19 protein-coding genes and 1 tRNA gene are annotated in these 21,162 nt (G+C 70.5%); 10 read left to right on the top strand and 10 right to left on the bottom strand.

What is annotated here, in order from left to right:
• Positions 1–51: 51 nt before the first annotated feature.
• Complete coding sequence (locus Dac01nite_RS08665; protein WP_203655991.1) at positions 52–669, top strand: TetR/AcrR family transcriptional regulator; 618 nt, start codon at positions 52–54, stop codon at positions 667–669.
• 54 nt (positions 670–723) lie between these two features.
• Complete coding sequence (recR, locus tag Dac01nite_RS08670; protein WP_203655993.1) at positions 724–1,320, top strand: recombination mediator RecR; 597 nt, start codon at positions 724–726, stop codon at positions 1,318–1,320.
• 56 nt (positions 1,321–1,376) lie between these two features.
• On the opposite strand, the gene Dac01nite_RS08675 is transcribed toward recR, so the two are convergent.
• Both Dac01nite_RS08675 and Dac01nite_RS08680 read right to left on the bottom strand, forming a co-directional pair.
• Complete coding sequence (locus Dac01nite_RS08675) at positions 1,377–2,657, bottom strand: ABC transporter permease (RefSeq protein WP_203655994.1); 1,281 nt, start codon at positions 2,655–2,657, stop codon at positions 1,377–1,379.
• A complete protein-coding gene (locus tag Dac01nite_RS08680) occupies positions 2,654–3,592 on the bottom strand; it encodes an ABC transporter ATP-binding protein (RefSeq protein ID WP_203655995.1) in 939 nt (312 codons plus the stop codon). The genes Dac01nite_RS08675 and Dac01nite_RS08680 overlap by 4 nt, the downstream gene beginning before the upstream one ends.
• Before the next feature lie 160 nt (positions 3,593–3,752).
• Here Dac01nite_RS08680 and Dac01nite_RS08685 point away from each other — a divergent pair, with 160 nt between their 5' ends.
• Positions 3,753–4,907 carry an NAD-dependent epimerase/dehydratase family protein gene (locus Dac01nite_RS08685; protein WP_203655999.1) on the top strand — a complete coding sequence of 385 codons (1,155 nt, stop codon included), beginning with the start codon at positions 3,753–3,755 and terminating at the stop codon, positions 4,905–4,907.
• Here the strand turns inward: Dac01nite_RS08685 and Dac01nite_RS08690 are convergent.
• Complete coding sequence (locus tag Dac01nite_RS08690; protein WP_203656001.1) at positions 4,850–6,364, bottom strand: carboxylesterase/lipase family protein; 1,515 nt, start codon at positions 6,362–6,364, stop codon at positions 4,850–4,852. The two genes, Dac01nite_RS08685 and Dac01nite_RS08690, sit on opposite strands and share 58 nt — an antisense overlap.
• A gap of 142 nt (positions 6,365–6,506) precedes the next feature.
• Here Dac01nite_RS08690 and Dac01nite_RS08695 point away from each other — a divergent pair, with 142 nt between their 5' ends.
• Positions 6,507–7,778, top strand: a complete 1,272-nt coding sequence (locus Dac01nite_RS08695) for an aspartate kinase (protein ID WP_203656003.1) — start codon at positions 6,507–6,509, stop codon at positions 7,776–7,778.
• Positions 7,775–8,824 (top strand): aspartate-semialdehyde dehydrogenase, encoded by a 1,050-nt coding sequence (locus Dac01nite_RS08700; RefSeq protein ID WP_203656009.1) that lies wholly within the window; start codon positions 7,775–7,777, stop codon positions 8,822–8,824. Before Dac01nite_RS08695 ends, Dac01nite_RS08700 begins: the two co-directional genes overlap by 4 nt.
• Before the next feature lie 110 nt (positions 8,825–8,934).
• On the opposite strand, the gene Dac01nite_RS08705 is transcribed toward Dac01nite_RS08700, so the two are convergent.
• Positions 8,935–10,557, bottom strand: a complete 1,623-nt coding sequence (locus tag Dac01nite_RS08705) for an L-lactate permease (RefSeq protein ID WP_203656011.1) — start codon at positions 10,555–10,557, stop codon at positions 8,935–8,937.
• 104 nt (positions 10,558–10,661) lie between these two features.
• Positions 10,662–11,852 carry an ROK family transcriptional regulator gene (locus Dac01nite_RS08710; protein WP_203656013.1) on the bottom strand — a complete coding sequence of 397 codons (1,191 nt, stop codon included), beginning with the start codon at positions 11,850–11,852 and terminating at the stop codon, positions 10,662–10,664.
• A 125-nt stretch (positions 11,853–11,977) separates the two neighbouring features.
• On the opposite strand from Dac01nite_RS08710, the gene xylA reads away from it, so the two are divergent.
• Together xylA and xylB are read left to right on the top strand one after the other, a co-directional pair.
• Positions 11,978–13,168 (top strand): xylose isomerase, encoded by a 1,191-nt coding sequence (xylA, locus tag Dac01nite_RS08715; protein WP_203656015.1) that lies wholly within the window; start codon positions 11,978–11,980, stop codon positions 13,166–13,168.
• A gap of 86 nt (positions 13,169–13,254) precedes the next feature.
• Entirely contained in the window at positions 13,255–14,682 is a 1,428-nt protein-coding gene (gene xylB / locus Dac01nite_RS08720) for a xylulokinase (RefSeq protein WP_203656017.1), read from the top strand.
• Positions 14,683–14,734: 52 nt separating this feature from the next.
• On the opposite strand, the gene Dac01nite_RS08725 is transcribed toward xylB, so the two are convergent.
• The 3 genes from Dac01nite_RS08725 to Dac01nite_RS08735 form a co-directional block, all read right to left on the bottom strand.
• Positions 14,735–14,811 (bottom strand) — tRNA-Pro (locus Dac01nite_RS08725).
• A gap of 53 nt (positions 14,812–14,864) precedes the next feature.
• A complete protein-coding gene (locus tag Dac01nite_RS08730; protein WP_203656020.1) occupies positions 14,865–15,785 on the bottom strand; it encodes a metallophosphoesterase in 921 nt (306 codons plus the stop codon).
• Between the two features lie 6 nt (positions 15,786–15,791).
• Positions 15,792–18,461: a transglycosylase domain-containing protein gene (locus Dac01nite_RS08735; RefSeq protein WP_203656022.1), complete on the bottom strand. Its 2,670-nt coding sequence runs from the start codon at positions 18,459–18,461 to the stop codon at positions 15,792–15,794.
• A 75-nt stretch (positions 18,462–18,536) separates the two neighbouring features.
• Here Dac01nite_RS08735 and sp36 point away from each other — a divergent pair, with 75 nt between their 5' ends.
• Both sp36 and Dac01nite_RS08745 read left to right on the top strand, forming a co-directional pair.
• The gene (gene sp36 / locus Dac01nite_RS08740) at positions 18,537–18,689 is read left to right on the top strand and encodes a Sp36 family protein (RefSeq protein WP_144019012.1); all 153 of its coding nucleotides are present in this window, start codon (positions 18,537–18,539) and stop codon (positions 18,687–18,689) included.
• Positions 18,686–19,159 carry a RidA family protein gene (locus tag Dac01nite_RS08745; RefSeq protein ID WP_203656023.1) on the top strand — a complete coding sequence of 158 codons (474 nt, stop codon included), beginning with the start codon at positions 18,686–18,688 and terminating at the stop codon, positions 19,157–19,159. Before sp36 ends, Dac01nite_RS08745 begins: the two co-directional genes overlap by 4 nt.
• Positions 19,160–19,234: 75 nt before the next feature.
• On the opposite strand, the gene Dac01nite_RS08750 is transcribed toward Dac01nite_RS08745, so the two are convergent.
• Together Dac01nite_RS08750 and Dac01nite_RS08755 are read right to left on the bottom strand one after the other, a co-directional pair.
• Entirely contained in the window at positions 19,235–19,927 is a 693-nt protein-coding gene (locus Dac01nite_RS08750; RefSeq protein WP_203656024.1) for a Crp/Fnr family transcriptional regulator, read from the bottom strand.
• Positions 19,920–20,339: a hypothetical protein gene (locus tag Dac01nite_RS08755; protein ID WP_203656025.1), complete on the bottom strand. Its 420-nt coding sequence runs from the start codon at positions 20,337–20,339 to the stop codon at positions 19,920–19,922. The genes Dac01nite_RS08750 and Dac01nite_RS08755 overlap by 8 nt, the downstream gene beginning before the upstream one ends.
• 93 nt (positions 20,340–20,432) lie before the next feature.
• On the opposite strand from Dac01nite_RS08755, the gene nth reads away from it, so the two are divergent.
• Complete coding sequence (nth, locus tag Dac01nite_RS08760; protein WP_239066588.1) at positions 20,433–21,137, top strand: endonuclease III; 705 nt, start codon at positions 20,433–20,435, stop codon at positions 21,135–21,137.
• Positions 21,138–21,162 lie beyond the last annotated feature (25 nt).

Genomic DNA, 21,162 nt, shown 5'->3' on the forward strand with positions numbered 1-21,162 from the left:
ACGCTCGGGGTCGTTTCCGGATCGCCCGGATTGCGCTGATATCGTCGGACCATGGCTGGCGAGACGTCGGAGGCGAAGCCCCCGAACAAGTTCGAGCTCCGGCGCGCCCGCACCCGCGAGGGACTGCTGCAGCTCGGCATCGACCGCTTCCTTCTCAAGGGGTACGGCGAGACCACCATCGAGGACATCGTGCGCGACTCTGGTTACACCCGCGGCGCCTTCTACTTCCACTTCCCCTCCAAGGAGGCCTTCTTCGTGGAGGTACTGCGGGCCCGGCGCGGCCGCCGCGGACCATGGTGGGAGGTGCTCGAGGCCGCTGAGCCGGCCAGCATGGCCGAGGCGCTCGCGATCGCGAACGCCGAGTTCGCACGGACTGACCCCGAGGGCGCGCGCTGGACCATGGCGATCAGCGAGTTCGTAGACGCGAACAGGCACGACGACACGCTGCTGGCGCCGCTGCGCGAGCTCCATCAGGAGTGGACCGAGGAGCTGTCACGCCTCACCGTGTACCTGCAGGAACGAGGCTGGTGTCGCACCGACCGCACCGGCGTGCAGCTGGCGAGCGACCTCCTCGCGATCGCGACGGGCTTCGGCGTGATGTTCGAGATCTACCGCGCCGACACCTCGGCGATCATGGATCTCTACCACCGCCACCTCGAGCCACGCTGATCCCGCACGCGCGCCTGTCGGCGCGTGTCCGCCCACGCGCCTACTCTTGAGCCCATGTATGACGGCGCGGTGCAGGATCTGATCGACGAGCTGGGACACCTCCCCGGCATCGGCCCCAAGAGCGCTCAGCGCATCGCCTTCCACCTGCTCGCAGCGGACAAGGTGGACGTGCAGCGGCTCGCCGAGTCGATCACCACGGTCAAGGAGAAGGTGCGCTTCTGCGACACCTGCGGCAACGTCGCGGAGTCCGAGCAGTGCCGCATCTGCGCGGATCCCCGGCGCGCCGAGGACCTGCTGTGCGTGGTCGAGGAGCCCAAGGACGTGGTCGTCATCGAGCGCACCCGCGAGTACCGCGGGAGGTACCACGTGCTGGGTGGAGCGATCGACCCGATGAACGGCGTGGGGCCCGACGACCTTCGCATTCGGGAGCTGCTGACGCGCCTGGGCGACGGCAAGGTGCAGGAGATCATCATCGCCACGGACCCGAACATCGAGGGCGAGGCGACCGCGACCTACCTGACGCGCATGCTCGCCCCCATGGGGATCGACGTGTCGCGCCTTGCCTCGGGCCTTCCCGTGGGTGGCGACCTGGAGTACGCGGACGAGGTCACCTTGGGTCGCGCCTTCGAGGGGCGCCGCAAGGTGTCCTGACGCGCGCATCGGCCGCCCTGACCTGACAGGTCTGGACGGCCGATGCGACGGCGGGCTCAGGCGACGCGAGTGCCGGTACGGAGCTTCTTGTAGGGCACGCGCAGCCGGCGGATCACGATCCACATCGAGCCGATGAGAAGCGTGAGCTGGACGCCCAGCCCGATCCACGGCGCCGGCGTGAGGTTCGCGAGACGCTGCTGACGCTCGTTCTGCTCGGCCTCGTCTGCGGCGAAGAAGGCGTCGATCTCCTCCTGCGTCATGTCCTCGTCGTACGTGGGCACGGTGCCGTCGATCATGCCCTGGAGCTCGGCGCACTCGTCGTACGCCTGGAAGTCGCTCACTTCCTCGTCGGGTCCCAGCCGAGCGTCCGAGATGAGCGAGTGGATCATCGCGAACATGCCCGGTGCGGCGCGGCCGTCCTCCTCCCACGTCACCGGATCGACCACCGGAGCGCTCTCGGTGATCATCACCGCGGGGTTGAGCAACAGGATCCACGCGATGCGGTCCGTGTGCGTGATGGTCATGGGCCAATCGGACTCGATGCAGGTGTAGTCATCCGGGTCGAGCTGCGAGTAGTCGCCCGTCATGTACGCCTCGTCGAGCGCCGCGGACGCCTCCTGGTCGAGGGTCGACCAGTCGATGTACCTGTCCCTCGACGCAGACTCCTCCGTCACGAGGATGCTGGCCACGCCGAACACGATGAGCGTGCCGATGAGGAAGAAGCCGGTGGTCAGGTGCGCGAGGGCCACGGACGCGACCGCGCGAGCGGCGATCGAGGACCATGCGAGACCCACCGCTGTGAAGGTGAGCACCACCAGCAGGATCGCTCCCACCGTGAGCAGCGCCTCGTTCCACCGCCAGCCCGAGTTCAGGAAGGTGTAGATCAGGAACGGCGACAGCGCCACGAGGGCGACCACCGAGACCACCCACGAGGCGAGGAGCTTGCCGACGGCGATGTCGCCTGCCGTGAGGTGCGACATCTGCAACGGCGCGAGCACGCCCTCGCCCGAGTCGCCATTGATCGACGTCGCGGACAGGGAGGGGGCGATGAGCATGCCGACGCCGAGCACCATGATCAGGACGATCTCGAAGTTGACGGAGGACAGCTCCGGCGGCGCGAACACGGCTGCCGCGATGCAGATCGCGATGACGATCGCGAACAGGATGCCGTAGAAGACGTAGCCCTTGGCGGAGGGGCGTCTGCGCCGCAGCTCGATGCGCATCATGAGACTCACGCCGTGGGGAGTGGGCATCCACGGGTTGCCCGTGCGTGGAGGTGGCGACACGGGGACGTCGGGACGGGGCGGCGGGGTCTGGGTGGTGGTGTCGGTGCTCATCGCCGCTCCTCGTTCATCGCCATGTAGGTCTGCTCGAGCGCGGATCCCACCGGACCGAACCGATGGACCTCGATGCCCTGGCGGATCAGCCACGCGAGGGCCTGCGCCGCGTTGGGCTCGTCCGCGATGCGGGTGACGGCCCCGGTGGGCGTCGGCTCGAAGTCGACTCCGCCGGCCGTCAGCGCCGCGTGCAGCGCCGCTGGCTGGATCGCGTCGATGCGGTACTTGAGGCGGGCATCGGCGACCATCGCGGCCGCCTGCTCGCCCAGGGTCCGTCCCTTCGACATGAAGACGGCCTCGTCCACCATCTCGTCGAGCTCGGCGAGCACGTGGCTCGAGACCAGGACGGCGCGACCCTCCGCGGCGAACTGTCGCACCAGGATGCGCAGCTCGACGCGCGAGCGCGGGTCCAGGCCGTTCGCTGGCTCATCGAGCAGCAGCACCTGAGGGTCGTGCACCAGGGCGCGAGCCAGGGACAGCCGCTGCTTCTGGCCGCGGGACAGCACTCGCGCGGGCCGGTGCGCGAACTCGCCGAGGTGCACGCGCTCGAGCAGGGCCATTCCACGCTCGCGTGCAGTCCCCTTGGGGATGCGATAGGCCTCGCCCATGAGGGTGAGCGTCTGGAGGCACGTGAGGTTGTCCCAGGAGCCCAGCTGGTCCGGCATCCAACCGATCGCCGCTCGCACGGCGGCCGCGTCCGTACGGGGGTCTGCTCCCGCCACGCGGATCTGGCCGGCGTGCGGCCGCAGCAGACCCGCCAGCATGAGCATGAGCGTGGTCTTGCCGCAGCCGTTGGGGCCGATCAGCGCTGTCACCTCGCCCTTGCGCACGGACAGCGTCGCGTCCTCGACTGCACGCACGTCGCCGAAGCTGCGGGCTACTCCCTGTGCGGCTATCGCCTCCGTGATCGGAGGCGCGTCCTCGGTGATGGTCATTCCACTCCTCTTGCGGTTGGGTGGCGCAGCGATGCGCCCGGTGCCATCGCTAGCAGTGTGGCAGAGCGCTGGTGCATACCCCATGAGGGAAGCCCCTGATCTTTGATGTGGGGGAAAGCGGGGTTGACGCCGCATCCAGTTAGTAGTTAGATTCCTTGCTATGTCGCGCACCCGCGTCGACACCCCGCCGACAGGAGCCACCATGCCCACCACCGTCCTCGTCACCGGCGCCACCGGATGGCTCGGCCGCCACACCCTCGACGCGCTGGCTGGGCACAGCGGCCTCCGGGTGATCGCTGCCGCCCGAGACGCATCCCGGGTGCCGCCTGCGCACACCGCGCAGGCGCGCATCGGCGACCTCACGGATCCCACCTACCGGCACACCGTGGTGCAGGGCGTCGACGTGCTGATCCACGCCGGCACCTGGTCCAGCTTCTGGGGACATGCGTCCCACGAGCGTTCCCTGTTCCTCGAGCCGTCGATCGACCTGATCGACCGCGCCGTCGAGGCCGGGGTCGGGCGCATCGTCCTGGCCTCCACGATCGCGATCGGCACGCCTGCGCGCGCGGGAGCCACCGTGGCGGCGGCCGATGCCCCCGTCGCCCGCGGCTACTGGCCTCACCTGGACGCGATGGTCGCGGTCGAGCAGCACGCCCGGGGCGCAGCCGGCACAGGACCGGGCTCCACGACGGTCGTGTCCGCGCGGCTGGGCCACTTCGTGGGCCCGGGCCTCTCGCTCGGCCTCGTCTCCGCGCTCGTGCCGCGTCTGAGGACGCGCATGGTGCCGTGGGTGGACCGCGGCAGCGCGCGCATGCCGCTCATCGACGGCACGGACCTGGGCCGAGCGATGGCGCTCGCCGCGCTCGCGCCTGGGATCGAGGGCTACGTCCCGATCCCCATCGTGGGAGCGGAGCAGCCCACGAGTCGGGAGGCGATCTCGCACATCGCTGAGCTCGCGAACGTGCCGCGGCCCGTGTACTCCGTGCCTACGCGCGCGGCGTTCGGCTTCGCGGCTCTCATGGAGCGGCTGCATCCCGTGCTCCCGGGGACGTCGCCGTTCCTCACGCGCGCGCTCGTTCACGTGGGGCTCGACTGGCACTCGGACCCAGCGACGGCTCGCGAGCTCCTGGGCTTCGAGGCCCGGGTGGACTGGCGCGATGCCGTGGCCGCATCCGTCGCGGACAGGCGCGCGCTCGGATTCCCGTGGCCAGAGCTCACTCAGCGACCCACGCAGCCCCTCGACTGGGTCTCCGCGCCTCAGCTCCCGAGCGGGCGGCCCAGCCCCTCCGTCCACACGCGACGCTCCACCTCGTAGCCTGGCGCGACGCGTCGCAGCCCGTCCGCACCATAGGTGATGGTCGCGTGCTCCGGCATGTGGGGCGGGGCGTCCACGGCACCGTCGCGCACCAGCGCCAGCCAGTCCGCGTGCACCGCGTCCGCGAGGGCCTGGGGGGGATCGTCGCCCACGGCCTGCGCCACACCGTCCCGACCCAGGATGTCGAAGCCGAAGGGCACGTCGACGCAGTGCGCCGCCCCGGACACCGTGTCCGAACGCGACTCCCACCGGAAGTCGTACGCCCACGTCGGTCCGCTCCCGCGCAAGGCCGCCCAGCCCGCGACGGGCGCACGGAAGATGCCGTCCGAGACCGCCTGACCCAACGCCCAGTCCGTGCCACGCTGGGGCTCGCGAGCAGCCATGGTCTCGGCGAGGCCTTCCGGTGCACCCGCATGCCGCAGCAGCCGCGCGGCGTCCGGCTGGGGCATCGATGCCGTCGCTCCCGCGAGCGACTCGTTGAACTCGTGAGCGGTCGCGCCGATCAGCACCGGCTTGTCCGCTCCCACCCCGGCGATCACCCCCTCCGTCACGCCATGCGGCACCACGTCGCCATCGACCACAGGTGCGAAGGGGAGGGGTTGCGCGCTGCGGTGCAGCAACCCCTCCAGTGGATCCTCGGCCGCGGGCACTGCGGCGTTCAACGCGCGGAACAGCGCGATCTCGTCGACGCTCGACATGCCGGCCACGTTCGTGCTCACGCCGAGCGACTGCGCCACCGCGCGCGCGGCCTCCCTCGCACGCTCACGCGAGACCGAGGCGTCCGCCGGCGAGATCGCGAGCGCCCGCGCGAACAGGTGCTGCGCGGAGGGCAGGGTCAGCAGCCGCATCACAGCGGCGCCGCCCGCGCTCTGCCCCGCGATGGTCACCCGCTCGGGGTCTCCGCCGAACGCGGCGATGTTGCGCTGGATCCACTCGAGTCCTGCGATCCAGTCCAGGACGCCGCGATTGGGGACAGCATCCTCCAGACATCCGAATCCCTCGAACCCCAGGCGGTAGGACAGGGTCGCGGTCACCACGCCGTCGCGAGCGAACGACTCTCCCACGTACCAGGGGCTGGCCGCAGAGCCGGCGATGAACCCGCCGCCGTGGATCCACACCAGCACGGGCAGGCCAGCTCCGCGCGACGGATCCGGGGTGGTGACGTTCACTGACAGGACGTCCTCGCCGGGGATGGAGGGCTCCGGGATGCGCGGCGGATCGTACGGGGACTCGCGCTGCGGCGTGGGGCCGAACTCCCCCGCGTCGCGCTCGCCGTCCCACGCCGCCACAGGGGCGGGCGCCGCGAAGCGCAGGGATCCCACCGGCGGCGCCGCGAACGGGATGCCACGGAAGGTCGCGTGGACGGACTCGGTGCCCCGCGCATCGGCCCGTGAGCGCCAGCGCCCGCGCACGTCGCCCGTCTCGGTGGTCACGATCGGGTCCTCAAGGTGCGCCATGACGCCACGATATCGCCGCGTGAGAACGCATCGGCCCTCACCACTGTGCCCGCGCGAATAGGCGAAAACCCGCCCCCTCATTAGAATGAGGCCCCGTGCCCGGGGCAGGGCGCAACCAACCGCTCATCCCTGGAGTTCCCGCATGCCGCTCGTGGTGCAGAAGTACGGAGGATCCTCCGTCTCGGACGCCGACGCCATCAAGCGCGTCGCCCGCCGCATCGCTGACACGCGCATGGCCGGCAACGACGTGGTGGTCGCCGTGAGCGCGATGGGCGACACCACCGACGAGCTCATCGACCTCGCCAACGCCGTCACCCAGGATCCCGCGCCTCGGGAGATGGACATCCTGCTCACCGCCGGAGAGCGCATCTCCATGGCGCTGCTGGCGATGGCGATCCGCGAGCTGGGGGTGGGCGCGCAGGCGTTCACCGGCCCGCAGGCGGGCGTCATCACCACCGAGCACCACGGCCGCGCCCGCATCATCGACGTCGCCCCAGGGCGCCTGCAGAAGGCCGTCGCTGATGGCGACGTCGCGATCGTGGCGGGCTTCCAAGGCCTGCACCCGGACACCCAGGACGTCACCACCCTGGGCCGCGGCGGCTCCGACACCACCGCCGTCGCGCTCGCCGCCGCCCTGGGCGCTGACGTGTGCGAGATCTACACGGACGTGGACGGTGTGTTCACCGCGGACCCGCGCATCGTCCCGTCCGCGCGCAAGCTGGGTCGCGTCTCCTACGAGGAGATGCTGGACCTCGCGGCGTCCGGCGCGAAGGTGCTCATGCCCCGCTGCGTCGAGTACGCGCGACGCTTCGAGGTTCCGATCCACGTGCGATCGTCCTTCTCGGGTCTTGAAGGGACCTGGGTGACGAGCGACACTGACGAGGGAGACGACATGGAAGACCCCATCATCGCCGGCGTGGCGCACGACCGCTCCGAGGCCAAGATCACGGTCATCGGAGTCCCTGACGTGCCCGGCTCCGCCGCGCGCCTGTTCGAGGCCGTCGCGAAGGCGGACGTCAACATCGACATGATCGTGCAGAACGTGTCCGCCACCGTCACGGGCGTCACCGACATCTCCTTCACGCTTCCCGCGGACTCCATCCCGCGCGCGACCGCCGCCATCGAGGCCGCTCACGACGGCATCGGCTACGCGGACCTGCGCACGGACGACACCATCGGCAAGATCTCGCTGGTGGGCGCCGGCATGCGCTCCAACTCGGGCGTGTCCGCCAAGTTCTTCGCCGCGCTGCGCGACGCGGGCGTCAACATCGAGATGATCTCGACCTCGGACATCCGCATCTCCGTGGTGACGCGATCCGAGAAGCTGGACGACGCCGTGCGCGCCGTCCACACCGCGTTCGAGCTGGACTCCAGCGAGGGCGAGGCCGTGGTGTACGGAGGGAGCGGACGATGAGCCTGACCATTGCGATCGTGGGTGCCACCGGTCAGGTGGGCACCGTCATGCGCGAGCTCGTCGCGGACCGCTTCCCCGACGCGTCCGTGCGCCTGTTCGCCTCCTCGCGCTCGGCTGGCACCGTGCTGCCTCACCGCGGTCAGGACGTCACCGTCGAGGACATCGCCTCCGGCGACTACGCCGGCATCGACATCGCGATCTTCTCCGCCGGCGGCGGCCCGTCCCGCCAGTACGCGCCGCTGTTCGCGGACGCGGGAGCGATCGTGGTCGACAACTCGAGCGCGTGGCGCATGGACCCCGAGGTGCCGCTGGTGGTGTCCGAGGTCAACCCGGACGCGCTGGACAGCATCCCCAAGGGCATCGTCGCGAACCCCAACTGCACCACGATGGCCGCGATGCCGGCGCTCAAGGCGCTGCATGAGGAGGCCGGGCTGGTGCGGCTGGTCGTGTCGACGTACCAGGCGGTCTCGGGCTCCGGCGTGGCTGGCGTGGCCGAGCTGGGCACCCAGGCACGGGCCGCCGCGCAGGACGCCGATGCGCTGGCCCGGGACGGCCGCGCGGTGGCCTTCCCCGCGCCTCAGGTGTACACCGACACGATCGCCTTCAACGTGCTCCCGCTCGCCGGCGACCTCCTCGAGGACGGTTCGAACGAGACCGTGGAGGAGCGCAAGCTGATCGACGAGTCGCGTAAGATCCTGGGACTGCCGGGGCTGCGCGTGTCCGGCACCTGCGTGCGCGTGCCGGTGTACTCGGGACACTCGCTGTCCGTGAACGCGGAGTTCGCCTCCCCCCTGTCGCCGGAGCGTGCGTACGAGATCCTGGCGAACGCGCCGGGCGTCGTCGTGGACGAGGTTCCCACGCCTCTCAAGGCCGCTGGCTCCGATCCCACGTACGTGGGCCGCATCCGTGCGGACCAGGGCGTGGACGACGGTCGTGGCCTCGCGCTGTTCATCGTGGGCGACAACCTGCGCAAGGGCGCGGCGCTCAACGCCGTGCAGATCGCAGAGCTGGTCGCCGAGCGACTCGCCGCTCGCGCATCCGCCTGACGCCGCGAGCCGCGAACCGCCCCGCCTGCTCCAGAATTTGGCACCATTTTCATCGTCTAGGGCCCTAGACGATGAAAATGGTGCCAAATTCTGGGGTGGGGGGAGGGCAGCTAGACGATGGCCCAGGCCATGACGCCGATGATCGCCAGGCACACCGCGGCGACCGGGAGCGCACGCGTCAGCACCTGACCCTCGCGGCCTGACAGCCCCACCGTCGCCGCTGCCGCGACCACGTTGTGCGGGCAGATGATGTTGCCGATCGCCGCGCCCGCGCCCTGTGCGCCCAGCAGCGGCACCGGGTCGAGGTCCGCTGACAGCGCCGTCTGGTCCTGGAACTCCGTGAAGAGGATGTTGGACGCAGTCGCGGATCCGGTCATGAACGTGCCGAGCGCGCCCACGAACGGGCTCAGCACGGGCCACAGCGCGCCCGTGGCGGCGGCCGCGAGCGCGAGCTCGGTGGTCATGCCGGACTCGGACATCGTGAAGGCGACCGTGACCATCGCCACCAGCGCCACGAACACGGGCACCACCTGGAAGGTCGCCTTCTCGAAGGCCAGGCCCACGTCCCGCAGCGCCGCACGCTGCCACGCCGCTCCCGCCAGGAAGGACAGCGCGAGCAGCAGGCCCGGGTGGTACAGCGGCTGGATGGACTCGGAGAAGTGACCGTACAGCTCCCAGCTCACCTCCCATGACTGCGTGGCCTCGCGCACGGGCGGCACCAGGCGCGTCACGAGCACGAGCACCACCAGCACCAGGTAGGGCGCCGATGCGGCCAGGAATCCCATGGTCGGGTCCTGCTTCGCAGGGGCCTCGCTCGACGCCCGCTCACGGGCGGCGGGATCGACGCCAGGAGGAACGGTCCGCTCGACCACCTCGTCGGCGGCCTCGTGCACGCGCTCCTCCGCCGCGATCTGCTCCGACGCCGCTGAGGGCGGTCGACGCATGAGGACCCAGCGCACGATCAGGATGAACACGACCGCACCGCCGATCGCGCCCACGAGGCTGGGCAGCTCCGGTCCCACGAAGCGTGCGATGAGCAGGTTGGGCACGAAGAACGCCAGGTACGCCACCGCCATCCAGCGCCATGGCGGTCCGGCCGTGGGCATGAGGGTCCCGACCATGCGGGCGACCATGAACGCGAGCACCAGGCCCGTCGCGGCCATGTACGGCGCGACCGCCCACGACAGGTCCAACGGCGAGTAGTCCACGATCGCCAGCTGCGCGAGCGTAGGGGTGCCCACCGCGGCGAACGGCACGGCGGAGGCGTGGCCCAGCATCGCCGCGACCACGGAGGTGACGGGCTTGAAGCCGGCCGCGACGAGGAAGGGCGCGGCGAGGGCGACCGGGGTGCCGAACCCGGCGGCACCCTCGATCAGCAGGCAGAAGAACCACACGATCAGGAGCGCCGCGACGCGCGGGTCCGGGGTGATCCGTGCCAGGCCGGCCTCGAGCGCGGAGGTCGCGCCGGTGCGCTGCTGCAGGTGGTGGATGCCCAGCGCCGGCCCGATGATGAGCATCACCGTCAGCGCCACCCACCCCGCGCGGGCGAGCACCCCCACGATGCCCTCGATCTGCGTGAAGGGATCATCCTCGCCGCCGAAGCCGAACGCGCTCAACGCCAGCACCATGGCGCCGAAGGCCGCCGTGGCACCCGCGAGCGCAGCGGACCACTTCGCGACCACCATCAGCAGCAGGATCGCGATGATGGGCAGGGCCGCGAGCAGGGTCAGCACAGGATGCCCCCTCGAGCGTCACCGCTGATGCGAGCCCTCATGACCCCACCCTGCCACGGCCGGACCATGCGTGCGCGCGGTGCCGCGACCGCGCATCGGCGGCCCTAGCCGGTGCCGAGCGGGTCCGCGAGAAGGTCCCCGAACGCGATCTCCGCGGCGCCCACCATGAGCAGCTCGTCTCCCAGCTCCGCGCGCACCACGTCCAGATTGTCAGCGAGCGGAGCGAAGGCGAGATCCTCCAGGGCCGCGGCGAGGCGGTCGCCACGCAGCGCGTGGAGGGCGCTGAGGAAGCCGCCCAGCACTATCACCTCGGGGTTGAACACGGAGACGAAGGACGCCATCGCTCGGGCGAGCGTGTCGACCTGATGGTCGAGCTCGGCGCCCAGCACCGCGGACTCGGACCGCGACAGCGAGCCCTCGACATCCGCATGGTCGATGCCCGCGGCGCCGGCGGCGCGCTCGAGCCGCTGCAGGTTGACCTCGGTCTCGAGGCAGCCGGTGCGGCCGCAGTGGCACTGCTCGCCATCGGAGCGCGCGAGGGTGTGCCCCAGCTCGCCCGCGAACCCATCGGAGCCGCGCAGCACCGCGCCATCGTTCAGCACGCTGCCGCCGATGCCGGACACGGACCCGTTGAGGTAGACGAGGTTGGAGCGCCCCCGGCCGGCGCCGAACAGGGACTCCGCGACCAGCCCGGCGTTCGCATCGTTGTCGACGGCGACGGGCACCCCCAGGGCGCGCCGCAGCGGCTCCGCGATGGGCTCGTCGCGCCACAGCAGGTGCGGCGCTCGAGCGACTTCGCCGGCGCGCACCCGGACCAGGCCGGGGATCGCGACACCGGCGCCGACGGCTCGCCACGGCGTGCCGTCGAGCATGTCCGCCGAGTGCACCCGGACCACGTCCACCATCTGCTCGACGGTGGGCAGGTTCGCCATGGGCACGCGCTCACGTGCGTGCACCACGCCGCCCATCCCCACGATGCCCACGACGATCGCGTCGACATCGGGATTGATCGCGATCGTGACGACGTCGGGATCCGGCACCACGATGGGACTGGGCCGGCCCACGGCTCCCGTGGCGGGCGCCGTCTCTCGGACCAGGCCACCGGCGACGAGGTCCGCCACCAGCACGCCGATGGTGGAGCGGTTCAGTCCGGTGGCCCGCGTGAGGTCGGCGCGGGACACGCCTTGACGGTGGTGCACGAGCGACAGCAGCGTCGAGAGGTTGTGGCGGCGCGTGGCCTCGTTGCGGCTGCCGCGACCGGCCGCGAGGGGCCGTCCGGGCGTGTGCTCCACCATGCGCGTGCTCTCCCTTGATCGGCGGACTGCCCACATTTTGACAGGTCGCCCCCTGCGGCATATGTTGTAGCCAACAACCTAACAGATCCACCTCCCCACGGATCAATGACGATCGGAGCATCACCATGGCACCCACCCCCACCCGCGAGGACAAGTTCTCGTTCGGCCTCTGGACCCTCGGCTGGGAGGCGCAGGATCCGTTCGGTTCCGCCACCCGCCCCCGCCTCGACACCGTCGAGGCCATCCACGGACTGGCCGAGGCCGGCGCCTGGGGCATCACCTTCCACGACGACGACGTGTTCCCGTTCGGCTCCTCCGACGCGGACCGCCAGAAGGCCATCGACGACCTCAAGGGCGCGTGCGACGACACGGGCATCGTGGTCGAGATGGTCACCACCAACCTGTTCAGCCACCCCGTCTTCAAGGACGGCGGCTTCACCTCGAACGACCGCGGAGTTCGCCGCTTCGCCATGCGCAAGGTGATGCGCAACATCGACCTCGCCGCAGAGCTGGGCGCCACCACGTTCGTGATGTGGGGCGGACGCGAGGGCGCCGAGTACGACTCCGCCAAGGACATCAACGCGGCGCTCGCGCGCTACCGCGAGGCCGTCAACGTCCTCGGCGACTACGTGACCGACAAGGGCTACGACATCAAGTTCGCCATCGAGCCCAAGCCCAACGAGCCCCGCGGCGACATCCTGCTGCCGACCATCGGCCACGCGATCGCGTTCATCAACACGCTCGAGCGTCCCGAGCTCGTGGGCCTCAACCCCGAGACCGGCCACGAGCAGATGGCGGGCCTGAACTACACGGCGGGGCTCGCGCAGGCTCTCGACTGCGGCAAGCTCTTCCACATCGACCTGAACGGCCAGCGCGGCATCAAGTACGACCAGGACCTCGTGTTCGGTCACGGCGACCTGCACAACGCGTTCTCCACGGTTGACCTGCTGGAGAACGGCAGCCCCAACGGCGGCCCCACGTACGACGGCCCGCGCCACTTCGACTACAAGCCGTCGCGCACCGAGGACAGCAAGGGCGTGTGGGAGTCCGTGCGCGCCAACATGTCGATGTACCTGCTGCTGAAGGAGCGTGCCCTGGCCTTCCGTGCGGACCCCGAGGTCCAGGAGGCCCTCGAGGAGGCCAAGGTCTACGAGCTCGGCAAGACCACGCTGGGCGAGGGCGAGTCCTACGACGACCTGCTCGCGGACCGCTCCGCGTACGAGGACTTCGACGCCGACGCCTACTTCGGCGGCAAGGGCTTCGGCTTCGTGCGTCTCCAGCAGCTGGCCTCCGAGTACCTCATGGGCGCTCGCTGACCCGTTCCACTCCTCGGTCCGCCCGCCCCACGTTCCCCCATACGTGAGGCGGGCGGACCCGCTTCCCCCTACTGAAAGGACGCGCGATGACGCTCGTCGCAGGCATTGACTCCTCCACCCAGAGCTGCAAGGTCGTCATCCGCGACCTCGACACCGGAGACGTGGTGCGCACCGGCCGCGCCTCGCACCCCGACGGCACCGAGGTGGCGCCCGCCGCCTGGTGGGACGCGCTGCGCTCGGCGCTCGCCGAGGCCGGCGGGCTCGAGGACGTCGCCGCCGTGTCCATCGGCGGCCAGCAGCACGGGATGGTCGTGCTGGACGCGGATGGCCAGGTGATCCGGGACGCCCTGCTGTGGAACGACACCCGCTCCGCCGGCGCGGCCGCGGACCTCATCGAGGAGTTCGGCGCCGCCACGCTCGCGGAGCGCACGGGCCTGGTGCCCGTCGCATCGTTCACCTCGACCAAGCTGCGCTGGCTGCGCGACGCCGAGCCGGACAACGCCGCCCGTGTGGCCGCCGTGGCCCTGCCCCACGACTGGCTGACGTGGCGCCTGCGCGGTTACGGCCCCGCCGGCGAGTCTCCGCATGGTCCCGTGCTCGAGGAGCTGACCACGGACCGCTCGGACGCCTCGGGCACCGGATACTGGAGCCCGGCGAGCGGCGAGTACGACCGCGACCTGCTGATCGCGGCACTGGGCCACGACGCGATCCTCCCGAAGGTGCTGGGACCGGGCGAGGCAGCTGGGACCGGCGCCCTGGGCGCCTCGAGCACGGCCGATGCGGTGGTGCTGGGACCAGGCGCCGGCGACAACGCTGGCGCCGCCCTGGGACTCGGTGCCGGCGAGGGAGACGCCGTGGTGTCCATCGGCACCTCGGGAACGGTCTTCGCCGTGACGTCCACCCCCGCTCGCGACGAGTCAGGTGCGGTCGCGGGCTTCGCGGACGCGTCAGGCGAGTTCCTCCCGCTGGTGGCGACTCTCAACGCGGCACGCGTCCTGGACGCCTTCACGCGCGTCCTGGGCGTCGACCACGACGAGCTGGGGCGCCTCGCGCTGGACGCCGAGCCTGGCGCCGGCGGCGCCGTGCTGGTGCCGTACTTCGAAGGGGAGCGCACGCCCAACCTGCCGGACGCCACGGCGACCCTGGCGGGCCTGACGCTGGCCTCGACCACGCGCGAGAACCTCGCGCGCGCGGCGATCGAGGGCATGCTGTGCGCCCTCGCGGACGGCCTCGACGCCGTGCGCGCCCAGGGCCTGGACCCGCAGCGCCTGCTCATCGTGGGCGGCGCGGCCCAGAACCCCGCCGTGCAGGCGATCGCGGCGCAGGTGTTCGAGGTGCCCGTGGTGATCCCCGAGCCCGCCGAGTACGTCGCGCTGGGCGCCGCGGCCCAGGCTGCCTGGGCCCTCACGGGCGAGCGTCCCGACTGGCCGGTCGAGACCGTCGCGACCCCCGCGCAGGACCACCGCCCGGTGATCCGCGAGCAGTACCGCGCCGCCGCATCCGCCGTCTCCTGACAGCACCCCCCGACGACGAAAGGGCCGGTGCGTGAGCACCGGCCCTTTCTGCTGGTCGGGGTGACAGGATTTGAACCTGCGACCTCGTCGTCCCGAACGACGCGCGCTACCAAGCTGCGCCACACCCCGGAAAACAGCCGTGTCAGGATACCGGATGGAACCCCCTGCGACCTAACTCGCCCCTAGCCCTCCCGGGGCATGAGCGTGAGCAGCGTCGCCTCCGGCCTGCAGGCCAGTCGGACCGGCGTGTACGGGTTGGTCCCGACCCCCGCGGAGACGTTGAGCCACACGCTGTCCTCGCCGCCGGGAGCGTCAGGTCGCGCACCCGGCCACCCGTGCAGCCCCTTGGCGCGCGAGGTGTCGAGATCGCAGTTGGTCACGAGCGCGCCGTAGCCCGGGACGCACACCTGACCGCCGTGCGTGTGGCCCGCCAGGATCACCTGCGCGCCATCGCCGCGCAGCGCCTCGAGCGCACGCAGATAGGGGGCGTGCACCACGCCGATGCGCAGCTCGCCCTCCTCGACGCCGGAACCGGGGTCCAGGGGCAGCGCGTCCCGCCCCAGATGCGGATCGTCGAGGCCCACGAAGGACACCCGACGTCCGGCCACGTCGAGCGCGCCCCGCGCGTTGTTGAGGTCGAGCCAGCCGCGGCTCGTGAGACCAGCCGTGAGCGCCTCGTGGTCGAGCTCCTCGGCGTCGCGGCGCACCCGGGTGGGAGCAGCGAGGTAGCGCAGCGGGTTCTTGGGGCGCGGGCCGTAGTAGTCGTTGGAGCCGTGGACGAACACGCCAGGAGTGCCGAGCAGCGGCTCGAGCGCCTCCAGCACCACGGGCGCTGCATCGGCGTGTGCCATGTTGTCGCCGGTGTCCACCACGAGGTCAGGGCGAAACTGCGCGAGCGAGCGCACCCATGCGACCGTCTCGCGCCGCTGGGGCGTCAGGTGCAGGTCGGACAGGTGCAGGATGCGCAGCGGCTTCGCTCCCGGCTCGAGCACGGGTGCACTGACCTGACGCACCACGAAGGACCGCGCCTCGACCAGGCTCCACACGAGCACGCCCGCGCCCACGGCGACGGTGGCGCCTGCGGCGCGCGTCCATCCGCTCATCAGGGGTCAGTCGTCGTCGTTGCGGCCCGGGCCGCCGTTGCCGCCGCCACCGTTGCCGCCGCCCTTGTCCGAAGGCTGGCCGTCCTCGTCGAAGCCGGGACACGGCTGGTTCTTGTCCTCGTTCCAGGCGTCGTTCGGGTCCTCGCACTGCTGGACCCAGCCGTTGGGCGGGTTCTGCTGGAACGACTCCGGGGGCCAGGTGCTGCCCCAATAGTCGTCCGGTGCCTTGGTGCGGTCCCAGCCGCTGGGCCAGTTGTACCACCAGGACGGGAGGCTGTCCGTGGCCAGGTAGACCGTGATGGTGCTGCCCGGCGTCATCTTGCCGCCGGAGCCCGGGCTCTGGCCCGCGACGGCGCCGCTCTCGACCTGGTTGGAGAAGACGCGCTTGTCCGAGACCTGCAGGCGGAAGCCGGCCTCGGCGGCCAGGAAGCGGGCGGTGCTCTCGGACCGTCCGAACAGGTTGGGCACCGTGACGGGCACGCCGTTGAGCATCTCGTCGGAGACCTCCGGGAACTGCATGACCTCCTTGCCCTCCAGGGCACGGTTCATGAAGGCCTGCCAGGTGGGCAGCGCGAGGGTCGAGCCGTAGAAGTAGTCCTCGTAACGGCCGCCGATGGTCTTGAACTGCTGCGGATCGTCCTCATCCGGGTTGCCCAGCCACACCACGGACACGAGCTGCGGCGTGAAGCCGGCGAACCAGGTGTGGGCGTTGTCCTGGGAGGTTCCCGTCTTGCCCGCAGAGGGGCGGCCGTTCAGCTGGTTCGTCTGTCCCGAGCCGTCCGTCATGACCTCCTGCATCGCGTAGGAGACGCCCGCCGCGAGCTCGGCGGAGATCGCCTGCCGGCACTCCTCCTGGGGCACGTCCACGGGGGTGCCGTCCGGCTGGGAGATGGACAGGATCGAGATGGGCTCGCAGTGGATGCCCTCGTTCGCGAAGGTCTGCATCACGGAGGCCATGGTGAGCGGCGAGGCGTTCTGGGTGCCCAGCGTCGCGGACGGGATCTTCTCGAAGGGGGCGCCGTCCGCGCGCTTGAAGCCCAGCGACTCCGCCATGTCCGCGATGTTGCACAGGTCGAGCTGGCTGGCCATCGCCACGTAGCTGGTGTTCACGGAGTTGGCGGTCGCCTGCAGCACCGACTGCGAGCGCGCGCCGGTGTTGCCGGTGTTGCCGGGCTTCCACGGGTCGCCGTAGAACTGCACGGGACCCTCGCACGAGTCCACCCAGTCGCCGTCGTCGTACTCGCGGATGTTGCCGGTGACGACCTGGCGCAAGCCGTGGCCGGAGTTCAGCCACTCCGCGAGGATGACGGGCTTGAACGTGGAGCCGGGGCTGAAGCCGCGCGATCCACCGAAGGCGCGATCCGTGGAGTAGTTGATGGACGTCGAGTTGGGAGCCTTGGCCGCGGGGTCGAACTCGCGGTTCTGCGCCATCGCGAGGATCTGCCCCGTGTCCGGGTCCAGGGCCACCATGGCCATCGCGTAGCCGGACTCGTCATCCTCCGGCAGGGTCTCCCGCAGCTCCTGGTTCGCGATCTTCTGCTTGATCGGGTCCAGCGTGGTCACGATGTCCAGACCACCAGTCCACAGCAGGTCCTCGCCGCTCTTGCCGTCGGAGTTGAAGACCTCGTGCTGATCGATGATCTTGGTCACGTAGTCGCAGAAGAAGGGCGCGATCGCGGAGGCCGAGCAGGAGAACTTGGGGCGCGACACGTCGAGGGTCTCCTCGATGGGGACCGCCACGTAGGTGTCGAGCTCCTCGTCCGTGATCATCTCCTCCTCGTTCATGGTGAGGAGGACCGTGTCACGGCGGAACTGCGCGTTCTCGTAGTTGTCGAGGACGCCGTCATCGGTGTCGAACGTGCGGGTGGGGTCCCACTTCGAGGGGTTCTGGGTGACGCCGGCGATGGTGGCGGCCTCGATGGCGCTCAGCTCTGCGGCAGACTTCGAGAAGTAGTACTGCGCCGCTGCCTCGACGCCGTAGATGTTCGTGCCGAACTGAGCGATGTTGAGGTACTGCTGGAGGATCTCCTCCTTGCCGCAGTCCACGGCGGGGTCGGATCCGGAGCACTGGTCGCCCAGACGCTGGTCGAGGTTGTCCTCGAACGCGAGGGCCAGTCGCCACTCGCGGATCTTGCGCGGCAGCGAGGCCTCCGTGGCCTCCTTGATGGCCTCGTTGTCCTCCTCGGCGATCGCCTTCTGAAGGATGCGGTTCTTGATGAGCTGCTGCGTCAGCGTCGAGGCGCCCGCGTTCGAGTCCTGCGCCACGTTCTTGTACGCGGCGGCGAGGATGCCCTCGCCGTCGACGCCGTGGTGCTCCCAGAAGCGGCGGTCCTCGACCGCGACCACGGCCATCTGCATCCACGGGGAGATCTCCTCGAGCGGCACCACCACGCGGTTCTGGACGTAGAACGTCGCGAGCAGGGTCTTGCCGTCGCGCGCATAGATGTTCGACTGCTGCGGCAGGGTCACGTCGACCAGCTCGTCGGGCAGCTCCTCGAACAGCTCGACCGAGCTGTTGGCTGCAGAGCCCGCGACGGTCACCGCTGGAAGCGCGATGCCTGCGAGCAGGAAGCCGCCGATCACTGCGAAGGCCACGAACATGACCAGAGCAGACAGCAGCTGCACCACCGTCACGTGGCCATCCCGGCGCGCGCGGCGTGAAGTGAAGAGACCCATATACCAACCTTACGTCCCATGCTCAACGTGCCACACGCATCGAGAGTTCCGATGCGGGCGCGTTACGCTCGTCTCATGACTCAGTGGGAATATGCGACTGTACCGCTCATCGATCACGTCACCAAGCAGATCCTCGACCAGTGGGGCGAGGACGGCTGGGAGCTGGTGCAGGTGGTGACGGGTCCCACGGGCGGCCTCGTCGCGTACCTCAAGCGCCCCAAGTCATGAGCGCATCGGCCCGCCTTGCGGACCTGGGGCTGACGCTGCCCGAGGTCGCGACCCCGGTGGGCACCTACACCCCTGCCAGACGGCACGGTGACCTGGTCTACACGTCCGGCCAGCTGCCGCTGGTCGACGGCGAGCTGGTCGCCTCCGGGCTGGTGGGATCGCGCGCGGGCGATGTGGGCCCGGAGCGCGCCGTCGAGTGCGCCCGCGCCGCCGTCCTCAATGCGCTGGCCGCCGTCGCCGCCGCAGCCGGCGGCATCGACTCCGTCCTGGGCATCGTCCGCATGACCGGGTACATCGCTTCCGCCCCGGGCTTCATCGGGCAGCCTGCGGTCCTCAATGGGGCCAGCGGCATCCTTGCGGACGTGTTCGGCGAGCACGGTCGCCACGCGCGCTCCGCGGTGGGCGTCGCCTCGCTCCCGCTGGGAGCGCCGGTCGAGATCGAGCTGATCGCCCAGCTGCGTCCCCTCTAACCCGCTGCGGCGCCGGCTGAGCGCCGTGGCCAACACGTGCCGACGCTGTGAGGCAGATGCGGTGGCGAGGCCTCGTCAGCGCGAGCGAGCGCGCAGGCGCTCGGGCTCGTAGACCTCGACGGAGCCGATGTGGACGTCGATCCATCCGCGCGAGGCGAAGTCCGCGAGCGCCTTGTTGACCGTCTCGCGCGAGGCGCCCACCAGCTGGGCGAGCTCCTCCTGGGTCAGCCCGTGACGCACCGTCACGTGGCCGCGCTCCATGCGTCCGAACCGGTGACCGAGGTCGAGGATCGCCTTGGCCACGCGGCCGGGGACGTCGGAGAAGACCAGGTCGGCCATGGTGTTGGAGATGCGGCGGATGCGCTGGGCGAGTGCTCGCAGCAGGTGGCGCGACATCTCGAGGTGATCGTCGAGCCATTCGTCGAGCACAGCCTTGGGCAGCTCGTAGATCACGCTGTCCTCGACGGCGTGGGCGCGCGACAGCCGCGGACCGGGATCGAACACCGACAGCTCGCCCAGCATGTCGCCCACACCCAGCAGGCCCAGCAGGTTCTCGCGTCCGTCACGGGCGGTGCGGGCCATCTTGACCTTGCCCTTGACGATCACATAGAGCGCGTGGCCCTCGTCGCCCTCGTTGAAGATGACGTCGCCCTTCGCGAGCTCCGTGCGGGTCATCATGGCGATGAGCGAGCGCGCGCTGTTGCCATCCATCCCGCCGAAGAGCGGGGAGGAACGCAGCAGCTGCTCCTCGCGGGGCGACTCACCCATGGTCGCCGCCCCGACCATGAGGTCCCACTCGGCGCTCGTGCCCCAGTGCTCTCACCATCTGCGCGGTCACCATCTCCAGATTGTCGCCTACACGGTCTTCATACGACTTTAGCCGTGCATCCAGCGATACGAGGGCTTCCACGCTGGTGGGGGTGGCGGTCCGCTTCTCCGGCCACACGGCTCCCGCGAGCTCCGAGGTGGTGGGCGCATCCGCTGCCAGCGCCTCCCACGCGTCGTCGACGCCCAGGCGCTCGAGCTCCTGCACATCGGTCAGCTGCGCGATGGCGAGGTCCTTGCGCGCCTGCACCAGGCGGCGCCACCAGCGCACGCGCGCGAGCTCACGGCGGATCTCGCGTCGACGGTGGCGGAGGTCGGTGACCTCGGGCGAGACGTCCGACGTGGGCACTGTCACCTCCGAGCGATAGGGGTCGAGGCGCAGCGGCCTCCGACGCCCTGTCTATCGGCCCGCGGAGGCTGGGCCTTGAGGGTCGCCTAGGGTTGACGCATGGCCTCCCGCACCCCGCTCACCGTCGCATCGGCGCGCATGGATGCGCCGCCTGTCGCGCTGACGCGCCGCGCGCGCTCCATCAACCGAATGCTCGCGGAGGTGTACCCCGATGCGCACTGCGAGCTGGACTACCGGACGCCCTTCCAGCTGCTCGTCGCGACCGTGCTGAGCGCGCAGTGCACCGACGTGCGGGTCAACCAGGTCACGCCCGCGCTGTTCGCCCGCTTCCCTGACGCCACGGCCCTGTCCGGCGCGGATCGGCACGAGCTCGAGGCGCTCATCAGGCCCACGGGCTTCTACCGGGCCAAGGCGGAGTCGCTGCTGGGCCTCAGTCGCGACATCGTCGAGCGCTACGACGGCGAGGTGCCTGGCCGGCTGGGGGAGCTGACCACGCTGCGGGGCGTGGGACGCAAGACCGCGAACGTGGTCCTGGGCAATGCGTTCGGCGTTCCCGGGATCACGGTGGACACCCACATGGGCCGGCTGGCGCGCCGGCTGGGCCTCACCGTCAGCGAGGATCCCGTGGTGATCGAGCGCGACCTGATGGCGCTGATCGAGCGGCGCGAGTGGACGCTGTGGTCGCACCGGATCATCTTCCATGGCAGGCGGCGCTGCAAGGCGCGCAAGCCGGAGTGCGGCGCGTGCGAGATCGCGGCACTGTGTCCTTCGGCTCCCGGCGCGAGGTCGAAGCCGGCGGCGTGACGGGTCCCGCGAGGGTGCGCACTCC

The sequence above is a fragment of the Demequina activiva genome (assembly GCF_016862815.1).
In the GTDB taxonomy this organism is placed as follows: Bacteria; Actinomycetota; Actinomycetes; order Actinomycetales; family Demequinaceae; genus Demequina; species Demequina activiva.

Excerpts from the sequence above, each read along its gene's own strand:
- Dac01nite_RS08750 (WP_203656024.1), bottom strand. The coding sequence starts at position 19,927 with ATGGGTGAGTCGCCCCGCGAGGAGCAGCTGCTGCGTTCCTCCCCGCTC.
- xylB (WP_203656017.1), top strand. The coding sequence starts at position 13,255 with ATGACGCTCGTCGCAGGCATTGACTCCTCCACCCAGAGCTGCAAGGTC.
- Dac01nite_RS08685 (WP_203655999.1), top strand. The coding sequence starts at position 3,753 with ATGTCGCGCACCCGCGTCGACACCCCGCCGACAGGAGCCACCATGCCC.
- sp36 (WP_144019012.1), top strand. The coding sequence starts at position 18,537 with ATGACTCAGTGGGAATATGCGACTGTACCGCTCATCGATCACGTCACC.
- Dac01nite_RS08700 (WP_203656009.1), top strand. The coding sequence starts at position 7,775 with ATGAGCCTGACCATTGCGATCGTGGGTGCCACCGGTCAGGTGGGCACC.
- recR (WP_203655993.1), top strand. The coding sequence starts at position 724 with ATGTATGACGGCGCGGTGCAGGATCTGATCGACGAGCTGGGACACCTC.
- xylA (WP_203656015.1), top strand. The coding sequence starts at position 11,978 with ATGGCACCCACCCCCACCCGCGAGGACAAGTTCTCGTTCGGCCTCTGG.
- Dac01nite_RS08710 (WP_203656013.1), bottom strand. The coding sequence starts at position 11,852 with ATGGTGGAGCACACGCCCGGACGGCCCCTCGCGGCCGGTCGCGGCAGC.
- Dac01nite_RS08695 (WP_203656003.1), top strand. The coding sequence starts at position 6,507 with ATGCCGCTCGTGGTGCAGAAGTACGGAGGATCCTCCGTCTCGGACGCC.
- Dac01nite_RS08690 (WP_203656001.1), bottom strand. The coding sequence starts at position 6,364 with ATGGCGCACCTTGAGGACCCGATCGTGACCACCGAGACGGGCGACGTG.
- Dac01nite_RS08730 (WP_203656020.1), bottom strand. The coding sequence starts at position 15,785 with ATGAGCGGATGGACGCGCGCCGCAGGCGCCACCGTCGCCGTGGGCGCG.
- Dac01nite_RS08675 (WP_203655994.1), bottom strand. The coding sequence starts at position 2,657 with ATGAGCACCGACACCACCACCCAGACCCCGCCGCCCCGTCCCGACGTC.
- Dac01nite_RS08665 (WP_203655991.1), top strand. The coding sequence starts at position 52 with ATGGCTGGCGAGACGTCGGAGGCGAAGCCCCCGAACAAGTTCGAGCTC.
- Dac01nite_RS08680 (WP_203655995.1), bottom strand. The coding sequence starts at position 3,592 with ATGACCATCACCGAGGACGCGCCTCCGATCACGGAGGCGATAGCCGCA.
- Dac01nite_RS08735 (WP_203656022.1), bottom strand. The coding sequence starts at position 18,461 with ATGGGTCTCTTCACTTCACGCCGCGCGCGCCGGGATGGCCACGTGACG.
- nth (WP_239066588.1), top strand. The coding sequence starts at position 20,433 with ATGGCCTCCCGCACCCCGCTCACCGTCGCATCGGCGCGCATGGATGCG.
- Dac01nite_RS08745 (WP_203656023.1), top strand. The coding sequence starts at position 18,686 with ATGAGCGCATCGGCCCGCCTTGCGGACCTGGGGCTGACGCTGCCCGAG.